Origin of the sequence: Streptomyces sp. NPDC060194, assembly GCF_042728285.1 — a bacterium.
Classification (GTDB): Bacteria; Actinomycetota; Actinomycetes; order Streptomycetales; family Streptomycetaceae; genus Streptomyces.
The window spans coordinates 1-8,632 of sequence record NZ_JBHWZH010000196.1; the positions used below are offsets into that span (position 1 = coordinate 1).

Sequence of the window (8,632 nt, forward strand, 5' to 3'; positions counted from 1 at the left end):
GATCGCGGCCGGCCGCCGGGGGTCGAAGGGGGGCGTCCTGGGACGCGCCCCGGCGGGGGTCAGTCCTCCGGCAGCTCGACCGGCGCGATCTCGTCGTAGACGTCGCCCGGACCGGGGTTGGCCGCGTCCGTCGCCCCGCCGAACTGGTGCATGACGCCCCAGACGGCGTTCAGCGCGGTCTGCACCGCGCCCTCGGCCCAGCCGGCCGTCCAGGAGATGTCGTCGCCGGCGAGGAACAGGCCGCGCTTGTCCTCGGGGAGCCGGTCCTGCATGAAGTGCGTGAACAGCCGGCGCTGGTAGCGGTAGTGGCCCGGCAGGTTCGCCTTGAACGCGCCCATGAAGTACGGCTCGTTCTCCCAGGACACGGTCACCGGGTTGCCGATGACGTGCTTGCGGATGTCCACCCCGGGATAGATCTCGCCGAGCGACTTCAGCATGACCTCCATGCGCTCCTTCGCCGACAGCGGCAGCCACTTGAGGCTGTCGTCGCACCAGGTGTAGGAGAGGCAGATGACGGCCGGCTTGTCGGGGCCGTCGTCGAGCAGGTAGGTGCCGCGGGTCATCCGGTCGGTGAGCGTCATCGACATGACGTCGCGGCCGGTCGGGTTGCCCTGGGCGTCGACGGCCTTGTCGAGCCAGAACGGCCGGTCGACGGGGACGAACAGCTTGGAGGACTCCATGTAGTGGGTCCGCTCCATCGCCGTCCAGTGGTCGATCGGGAACAGCGAGTCGTCGCAGTCGATCTTGGACAGGAGCATCCAGGACTGCGCGGTGAAGACCGCGGCGGGGAAGGTGCGGATGTCGCCCGAGGCATCGGTGACCGTGATGCCGTTGCCCGCCGTGCGGTGCAGCCGGGTCACGGCTCCGCGGGGGGTGCGGCCCTCGTGCAGCGAGGCGAGCGAGGTGCCCTCGGGCCAGTGCACGATCTTGCGCGGCTCGCGCTCCCACAGCCGCAGCGGGAGCTGCTGGCTGCCGCCGACGATGCCCCGGTGGAAGTCGTCCGCCTCGGTGTAGACGACGCGGAGGATCTCCAGGATGGAGTTGGGGAAGTCGGTGTCCCAGCCGCCGGTGCCGAAGCCGACCTGGCCGAAGATCTCCCGGTGGCGGAAGGACTTGAAGGCCTCGGAGTCGCAGAGGAAGCCGTAGAAGGTCTGGTTGTCGAGCTTCTCCACCAGGCGCGACCAGATCTCCCGGATCCGGGGGACGTCCCGCTCGCGCAGCGCGCGGTTCATGTCGGAGAAGTCGGCGCCCTCCTCCAGGCAGGTGGCCCAGGCGGCGGCCACGTCGCGGTAGACCTGCGGCAGGTCCTCCACGGTCTCCGCGTAGTACGACTCGCCCTTGAGGTCGACGACGGTGGAGGGGGTGGCCTCGGCGAGCGGGTTCGGGAACGGCCGGGTCTCCAGGCCCACCAGGTCGATGTAGTGCTGGAGCGCGGTGGACGACGGCGGGAAGCGCATCGCGCCCATCTCCGCGGTGAGCGAGGGGTCGCAGCCCTCGAAGCCGACGGTCCGCAGCCGCCCGCCGATCTGGTCGGCCTCGTAGACGACCGGCTTGAGCCCCATCTTCATCAGCTCGTACGCCGTGATGATCCCCGAGAGCCCGCCGCCGATGACCGCGACCTCGCGGCCGTGCTCGGTGGCCGGGATCTGGCCGAGGCCGGCCGGGTGCGCCAGGAAGTCGTCGTAGGCGTACGGGAAGTCCGGCCCGAACATGGTGATCGGCGGCTGCTGGTCGTCGGTGTGCTGGACCGCGGTGGGCACCGTGGACGTCATGGGGCTTCGTGCTCCTGGGAGGAAGGGCGGGGAGGGTCAGCGGGTGAGGGCGCCGTAGAGCCCGGCGCGCCGGTCGCTCAGGTACGGGTTGGCCTTGCGGGAGGCCGCGAGCAGCTCGGGGTCGGCGTCGGCGAGCAGCAGCTCCTCGCCGTCGCCGGCGCGGGCGGCGGCGACCCCGTCGGGGCCCGCCAGCGTGCTCAGCCCGACGAAGTCGAACTCGCCCTCGCGGCCGACCCGGTTCACGTAGGCCACGTACATCTGGTTCTCGAAGGCGCGGACCGGGACGAGCGCGTCGGGGACGAACCGGTAGGGGTGCATCTGCGCGGTCGGGACCACGAGGAGGTCGGTCCCGGCCAGCGCGTGGGCGCGGACGTTCTCCGGGAACTCCACGTCGTAGCAGATCATGATGCCGACCCGCAGGCCGTCGAGGTCGGCCTGGACGACCGGCTCGGCGCCGGGCGTGAAGTGCTCCTGCTCGAAGCAGCCGTAGAGGTGGGTCTTGCGGTAGTTCGCCAGGCGGGCGCCGTCGGGGCCGATCAGCTGGGCGGAGTTGTGGACGGTCTCGCCGTCGCGCTCCGGGTAGCCGTAGAGGATCGCGATCCCGTGGCGGACGGCGGTCTCGGCGAGACGGGCGGACGAGGGGCCGTCGGCGGGCTCTGCGAGGCGGGCGATGTCGTCGCCGATCGCGTAGCCGGTCAGGAACAGCTCGGGGCAGACGAGCAGCCGGGCCCCGGCGGCCGCCGCCTCGGCCGCGCGCGCCTCCACGGCCGCGAGGTTGCGGGCCGGGTCGCCGGGCGTGCCGGAGCTCTGGAGCAGGGCGGTGCGCAGGGGCGCGGACATGGGCGTACCTCGGGGGAACGGGGCCGGAGCGGGGATACGGAAAACGGTACGTTTCGGTGATCGCCCGGGACAAGACGCGACTCTTGCGCACCGAGGAGCGATTCGTTGCGCGTGGCGCGGTCCGCGCGGCGATTCGTTGCGTGACGGCAACGCGGGCGCAACGGATCGACGGTCGGGAGCCCGGGACGCACCGCGGGAGGGGACCTAGCTAGGCGGGCGCGCCCGAGGAGTAGCGCCGCAGCAGCGGGGAGAGCACGAGCACGGACTTCGTCCGCTCCACGAAGGGCTCGCCCGCGATCCGCTCCAGGACCTGCTCGAAGTGCCGCATGTCGGAGGCGAGGACCTGCACGATGGCGTCCGCCTCCCCCGTGACGGTCGACGCCGAGGCGACCTCGGGGTAGCGCTCGAGCCCGCGCTGGATGGCGTCGGGCGAGGTGTTGCTGCTGCAGTAGATCTCGATGAACCCCTCGGTGCGCCAGCCGAGCGCCGCCGGGTCGACCCGGACGGTGAACCCGGTGATCGCCCCCACCTCGCGCAGCCGGTCCACCCGGCGCTTGACGGCCGGCGCGGACAGGCCCACCTCGGCGCCGATGTCGGCGTAGGACCGGCGGGCGTCGGCCGCGAGGGCGTGGACGATGCGGGCGTCGAGGTCGTTCAGGCTCACTGCGGGCGGTTCACTTCTCTGCGCGGGGCGGGCGAAACGGGCGGGCGGGACGGCGGGTGCGGAGTACGGCGGCGGCCGTATGCGAAGTAGAACACAGAGGTCGCGGCGGGATCACGAAGGGGGAATGGTCCGGCGCGGACCGGGTAGACGCCGCATCGACCTGCGACCGCCCCACCCCCGGAGGACCGCCGTGCTGATGGCCCACCCCACCGTGCTGCGCAATCTCGTCGACCGGTACGAGTCGCTCCGGGCCGCCCCGAAGCTGGACCGGGCGGGCCGGCGCCGCCTGGAGGACACCGTCTACACGCTGTGCGTGTCCACCGGCACCCGCGACGTCGAGGCGGCTCTGGCGCAGGCGCGCTCGGTGCTGACGAGGGCGGCCGCGGCCTGAGGCCTCTTCGGAGCTCGGTGCGACGCCCCTGGAACGTCGACTAGGGTCGTTCGACCGAATGCACGAAACGGGCCTGGTCGGAGCCGCGCGTCGCCCCGCGTGCCGCCCTCGGCCCCCGGGGCGACCGGCCCCGGACTGATCGGAACGCGAGAGGTGCTGGGTGAGTTCCACCGAGGCAGTGGTGCGGGAGCGTCTGGCCGACGCCCTGCGCGAACGCGAGGAGCAGACCGCGGACCGCTGGGTCCGGCTCCGGCTCCGTCAGGGGGCGCTCGGCGTCGAGCTGGACGCGCGCGAGCTGCGCGAGGAGGCCGACCTGCTCGTCTCCGCGCTCGCCGACGGCCTGGCGGGCGACGAGCCGGTGGACCGCCCGGTGGCCGGCCGACACGACCTCACCCGCACCAGGCTCGGCGAGGCGCTGAGCGAGACCGTCAAGCTGACCGGCCGGCCCGACCCCGAGGCGGCGGCGAGCCGGTGACCACCCCGCGGCCCACGGGCGTACCGATCCTGCGGCTCGGCGACGTCCTCGTCACCGGCCTGGTCGACGAGCTCGACGACAGCTCGGCCCTGGCCTTCGCCGACGAGCTCACCGAGCGGATCGCGGCCGACGCGGCCCGCGGCGTGCTGATCGACATCTCCCGGCTGGAGCTCATCGACTCCTTCGTCGCCCGCAGCCTGATGGAGCTGACCGGCATGGCGCGGCTGCTGGGCGCCCGGGTGATCGTGGCGGGCATGCGCCCGCCGGTGGCGATCACCCTGGTCGAGCTGGGCCTGCGGCTGACCGGCGTCGAGACCGCGCTCAACGCGGAGAAGGGCCTCGAGGCGCTGGGCTGGCAGCGTTCGACCGACTCCGCCCGCCCCGCCGAGGGAGGGCCGCGTGGCACTCTCCGGTGAACAGCGGCGGATCACCGCCGACGTGGTGCGCCAGCGCAGCCCCCTCGTCCAGGACGCGCAGCGCACGAGCCACGCGGTGGTGACCGAGGAGGACCTGCTCACGGTCCGGCACGCGGTGCGGGCCGCGGCCATCGACGTCGGCTTCGGCCTCATCGACCAGACCCGGGTCGTCACCGCCGCCAGCGAGCTGGCCCGCAACGCCTACGTGCACGGCGGCGGCGGCACGGTGGTGATCGAGGTCCTCAGACACGGCGGCCGGCGCGGCCTGCGGCTGTGCGTCCGCGACGAGGGCCCGGGCATCCCGGACCTGGACGCGGCGATGACCGACGGCTTCACCACCGGCGCGGGCCTCGGGCACGGCCTGGGCGGCGCGGGGCGGCTGATGGACGAGTTCAGCGTCGACTCCGGCCCCGGCACGGGCACCACGGTGGTCGCCACCCGCTGGGCCACCCGGTGACGGGCCCCGACGCCGCCCCCGTCCCGGCCCTCACGGTCCCTCCGGCCGCACTCCCGACCGCGCTGCTCCGGGCCCTGCGGCACACCCGCGGCGCGGCGGCAGCCCTCCCGCGGACCGACGCCGAGGGCGCAACGCTCCGCTCGGTGGGCGACATCCGGCTCATCGTCATCGGATGCGACGGTGTACACCAGCGCCTCACGGGGCATTCGGGAGGGGTGGGACGGAATCTGCCCGCGTCGCGCGTAGAACGCGTGCGCCCCGAGCCGGGCGCGGACACGGCGGTGCTGCACACCGACGGCACCGGCCACCGCTGGGCCGAGGCCCCCTCCCGCTTCCTGCTGCGCCTGCCCCCGCCGCCGCTCGCCGCCGCCCACGGCCACCGGCGCGGACGGGACGACGCGGCGGTGCACGTCACGGGCACGACGAAGAGAGCCGCATGATCCGCCGGTCGACGACCCTGCACTCCCTGCCCGCCCTGCGCACGGCCCTGCGCCTGCTGGCGCACGAGCTGCGCCTCCCGGCCGACGTGCGGTCCCGCCTCGCGCTGTCGGTCGCCCGGGCCGCCTCCGGCGAGCTGGCGGCGGGCCGGGCGGTCACGCTCGACGCCTCCGCGCACGACCCGGCCGCCCCCGGGGAGCCCTGCCCGCTGACCGTCCGGCTGCGCGCCCCGCTCGCCCCCCGCCCCGCCGAGCTGCCGCTCGACGACCTGCCGCTGCCGGCCGAGCGGCTGCCGGACGCGGCCGTCTGGCGGCTGCAGGCCCCGTCGGCGGGCGCCGGGACGCCCCCGGGCGCGGAACCGGCCGCCGGCAGTGCGCCCGCCGGCCCGCGGCGGATCATCGAGCAGCTGGAGGAGGAGCTGCAGGACGCCCTCTCCCGCGCCGACTCCCTCGCCTCGGACCTGGAGCGGCTCAAGCACGAGCTGGGCGAGACCAACAGCGGCGTGCTCGCCCTCTACGTCCAGCTGGAGGAGCGCGACGAGCAGCTGCGCCGGGCCCACGGGCAGATGCTCCGTGAGCTGGAGGACGCCCTGCGCCCGCACCCGGTCCGCGTCCCGGGCGTGGAGATGGCGATCCACTACGAGCCGGCCGGGACCGACGCCCCCACCGGCGGCGACCTCTACGACTGGTTCCTGCTGCCCGACGGCACCGTCCACATCACGGTCGTCGACGCGCTCGGCCACGGCGTCACCAGCACCCGGGGTGCGCTGAACGTCACCCACGCCGTCCGCACGCTCGCCCTGGAGGGCCATCCGCTGCAGTCGATCGTGGCGCGCACGGACGAGATCCTGCTGCCGCTGGACCCCGAGCTGATGGCGACGGTGCTGCTCGCCCGGCTCGACCCGGCCACCGGCGACCTGACGCTCGCCAACGGCAGCCATCCCCCGCCGCTGCTGATGCGCGCCGACGGCGCCGGGCAGCTCATGGAGGTCCGCGGCCGGGGCATCGGCTACCCGATGCCGGGCAGCGACGGCCTGCTCCACGACCGGCTCGACCCCGGCGACCTGCTCGTCCTGTACACCGACGGGCTGACCGAGAGCCGCCGCGACCCGCTGGAGGGCGAGCGGCGGCTCGCCCACGCGGCCCGCCGCCACCGCCACCTGCCGATAGAGGAGATCCCCGGCGCGCTCGCGGAGGACATGCACTCGGTGATCCTGCACCCCGACGACACCGTGGCCCTGACCGTCCGCAGAACCGCGCCGGCGCCCGACGAGGAAGGCTCATGACGAAGACCCCGCACCTGACCGTCGAGATCGCCGAGGAGGAGCGCGGCACCCTGGTGACGGTGGCCGGCGACCTCGACTACGACAGCTCGCCCCGGCTGCAGGCGGCGCTGGACGGTCTGCGCCTGGGCGCCGACCGCGTCCTCGTGCTGGATCTCGCCGGTCTGACGTTCTTCGACTCCAGCGGTGTCACGGTGCTGATCGTCGCCCGGAAGCTCGCGCTCGCCGCGGGGGCGTCGATCGCCGTCAGCGCGCTCACCCCGATGGTCGCGAAGATCTTCCGCATCACCGGCCTCGACCAGGTGTTCCCCTGCTATCCGGACGCGGGGGCGGCGCTCGCCCACCCTCCGGCGGACGCGTGACAGCGGCCGTTCATGAAAGCCGCCCGGCGGGGTATGCGGACCTGTGATGAGTGAGGAGCCGCACGTGGTGGTCATGGATTCAGACAGGTCAGAGCAGCAGTCCGACAGCGCCGCCGCGCGTACGCTGGCCGCCGACTTCGTCCGGCGCCACTGCCCCTGGGCCGACCTCGAAGCGGTGCTGCTGGTCGTCTCCGAGCTGGTGACGAACGCCGTCCGGCACACCGCGGGATGGTGGCGGCTGCAGATGTGGGCCCACCAGGGCGAGCTGGTCATCGAGCTGGACGACACCAGCCACGAGCTGCCGGTGGCCCGCACGCCGGACTTCGCGGGCGGCGGCGGTTTCGGCTGGCACATGGTGCAGCGGCTGGCCGCCCGGGTCGAGGTCCTCGCGATGGGCACCGGCAAGCGGATCAAGGCGACCTGGTTGGCGCCGATGGCGGCGGTGCCCGCCTGAGGGCGCGGACGCGGCGAGAAGGGGGCGTCCGCGAGGACGCCCCCCTTCGTGTCTGCGCGATGTCCGCGCGCGCCGGCCGGCTCAGTCCTCGACGAGCAGTCCCGCCCGCAGCCGTGCGGTGATCCGGGTGAGCAGCCGGGAGACGTGCATCTGCGAGATGCCGAGCTCGGCGCCGATCTCCGCCTGCGTCAGCTCGTCGCCGAAGCGCATCTGCAGGATCTGCCGCTCCCGGGGGTCGAGCGCGTCGAGCAGCGGCTTGAGCGCCTGGACGTTCTCGGTGATCTCCAGCTCCGGGTCCACCCCGCCGATCCGCTCGGCGAGCGGCGCCGAGGTGTGCTCGGCGGACTCGTCGGAGGGCAGGTCGATCGAGCCGGCGGAGTAGCCGTTGCTCGCGATGATCCCCTCGACGGCCTCCTCCTCGGAGATGCCGAGGTGGGCGGCGAGTTCGGCGGTGGTCGGGGCGCGGTCGAGCCGCTGGGCGAGCAGGTCGGAGGCCTTCGCGAGGTCGATCCGCAGCTCCTGCAGCCGCCGCGGCACGTGGACCGCCCAGCTGGTGTCGCGGAAGAACCGCTTGATCTCACCGACGATGTACGGGACGGCGAAGGTCGCGAACTCGACCTCACGGGAGAGGTCGAACCGGTCGATCGCCTTGATCAGGCCGATGGTGCCGACCTGGACGATGTCCTCCATCTGGTCGGCCCGGTTGCGGAACCGCGACGCGGCGAACCTGACCAGGGCCAGGTTGAGTTCGATGAGCGTGTTGCGCGCGTACTGGTGGTCGTGGGTGCCCTCTTCGAGGGTCGACAGCCGCTCGAAGAACAGCCGCGAGATCTCCCGCGCGTCCTTCGGGGCGACGTCACCGGGGTCCGCGACGTGCGGCAGCCCGCGGTCGAGCGCCTCCGCGTCGGTGTCGCGGGCGGTTTCGCTCCGGACCGTCGTCCTCGCCGTGGACACAGTGTCCTCCCCTTGCTTCGGCGGCTGTTGCCCAGCCCGTCTACCCGGTCTCGTGCGGACCATTCCTGCGTGGGCCGACTTTTCTCGCGGAACATCCTACGCGCCGGACGACCCGGCCCGACAGGGC

12 protein-coding genes are annotated in these 8,632 nt (G+C 73.6%); 8 read left to right on the top strand and 4 right to left on the bottom strand.

Features of this window, described 5'->3' with window-relative positions; translation table 11 throughout:
- Positions 1–59: 59 nt before the first annotated feature.
- The 3 genes from ACFWEG_RS26885 to ACFWEG_RS26895 form a co-directional block, all read right to left on the bottom strand.
- Positions 60–1,772, bottom strand: coding sequence for a flavin monoamine oxidase family protein (locus ACFWEG_RS26885; protein WP_387220133.1), 1,713 nt, complete (start codon positions 1,770–1,772; stop codon positions 60–62).
- Between the two features lie 36 nt (positions 1,773–1,808).
- Positions 1,809–2,612, bottom strand: coding sequence for a carbon-nitrogen hydrolase family protein (locus ACFWEG_RS26890; RefSeq protein WP_387220136.1), 804 nt, complete (start codon positions 2,610–2,612; stop codon positions 1,809–1,811).
- Between the two features lie 208 nt (positions 2,613–2,820).
- Positions 2,821–3,276, bottom strand: coding sequence for an Lrp/AsnC family transcriptional regulator (locus ACFWEG_RS26895; protein WP_387220138.1), 456 nt, complete (start codon positions 3,274–3,276; stop codon positions 2,821–2,823).
- Between the two features lie 190 nt (positions 3,277–3,466).
- Here ACFWEG_RS26895 and ACFWEG_RS26900 point away from each other — a divergent pair, with 190 nt between their 5' ends.
- The 8 genes from ACFWEG_RS26900 to ACFWEG_RS26935 all read left to right on the top strand — a co-directional run bounded on the left by ACFWEG_RS26900 (position 3,467) and on the right by ACFWEG_RS26935 (position 7,551).
- Positions 3,467–3,667, top strand: coding sequence for a DUF5133 domain-containing protein (locus ACFWEG_RS26900; RefSeq protein WP_387220140.1), 201 nt, complete (start codon positions 3,467–3,469; stop codon positions 3,665–3,667).
- A gap of 160 nt (positions 3,668–3,827) precedes the next feature.
- On the top strand, positions 3,828–4,142 hold the full coding sequence (locus ACFWEG_RS26905) for a hypothetical protein (RefSeq protein ID WP_387220142.1): 315 nt from the start codon (positions 3,828–3,830) through the stop codon (positions 4,140–4,142).
- A complete protein-coding gene (locus ACFWEG_RS26910; RefSeq protein WP_387220144.1) occupies positions 4,139–4,558 on the top strand; it encodes an STAS domain-containing protein in 420 nt (139 codons plus the stop codon). The genes ACFWEG_RS26905 and ACFWEG_RS26910 overlap by 4 nt, the downstream gene beginning before the upstream one ends.
- Before the next feature lie 25 nt (positions 4,559–4,583).
- Entirely contained in the window at positions 4,584–5,015 is a 432-nt protein-coding gene (locus tag ACFWEG_RS26915) for an anti-sigma regulatory factor (protein ID WP_387220161.1), read from the top strand.
- A gap of 251 nt (positions 5,016–5,266) precedes the next feature.
- The gene (locus tag ACFWEG_RS26920; RefSeq protein ID WP_387220147.1) at positions 5,267–5,455 is read left to right on the top strand and encodes a hypothetical protein; all 189 of its coding nucleotides are present in this window, start codon (positions 5,267–5,269) and stop codon (positions 5,453–5,455) included.
- Positions 5,452–6,738, top strand: a complete 1,287-nt coding sequence (locus ACFWEG_RS26925; protein WP_387220150.1) for a PP2C family protein-serine/threonine phosphatase — start codon at positions 5,452–5,454, stop codon at positions 6,736–6,738. The genes ACFWEG_RS26920 and ACFWEG_RS26925 overlap by 4 nt, the downstream gene beginning before the upstream one ends.
- On the top strand, positions 6,735–7,097 hold the full coding sequence (locus ACFWEG_RS26930) for an STAS domain-containing protein (RefSeq protein WP_387220153.1): 363 nt from the start codon (positions 6,735–6,737) through the stop codon (positions 7,095–7,097). Before ACFWEG_RS26925 ends, ACFWEG_RS26930 begins: the two co-directional genes overlap by 4 nt.
- Before the next feature lie 46 nt (positions 7,098–7,143).
- On the top strand, positions 7,144–7,551 hold the full coding sequence (locus ACFWEG_RS26935; RefSeq protein ID WP_387220156.1) for an ATP-binding protein: 408 nt from the start codon (positions 7,144–7,146) through the stop codon (positions 7,549–7,551).
- Positions 7,552–7,632: 81 nt separating this feature from the next.
- Here the strand turns inward: ACFWEG_RS26935 and ACFWEG_RS26940 are convergent, their stop codons facing one another.
- A complete protein-coding gene (locus ACFWEG_RS26940; protein WP_387220158.1) occupies positions 7,633–8,505 on the bottom strand; it encodes an RNA polymerase sigma factor SigF in 873 nt (290 codons plus the stop codon).
- Positions 8,506–8,632 lie beyond the last annotated feature (127 nt).

Bases quoted from the DNA above. Each gene is read 5' to 3' on its own strand.
- ACFWEG_RS26885 (WP_387220133.1), bottom strand. From the start codon at position 1,772: ATGACGTCCACGGTGCCCACCGCGGTCCAGCACACCGACGACCAGCAG.
- ACFWEG_RS26890 (WP_387220136.1), bottom strand. From the start codon at position 2,612: ATGTCCGCGCCCCTGCGCACCGCCCTGCTCCAGAGCTCCGGCACGCCC.
- ACFWEG_RS26925 (WP_387220150.1), top strand. From the start codon at position 5,452: ATGATCCGCCGGTCGACGACCCTGCACTCCCTGCCCGCCCTGCGCACG.
- ACFWEG_RS26930 (WP_387220153.1), top strand. From the start codon at position 6,735: ATGACGAAGACCCCGCACCTGACCGTCGAGATCGCCGAGGAGGAGCGC.
- ACFWEG_RS26935 (WP_387220156.1), top strand. From the start codon at position 7,144: ATGAGTGAGGAGCCGCACGTGGTGGTCATGGATTCAGACAGGTCAGAG.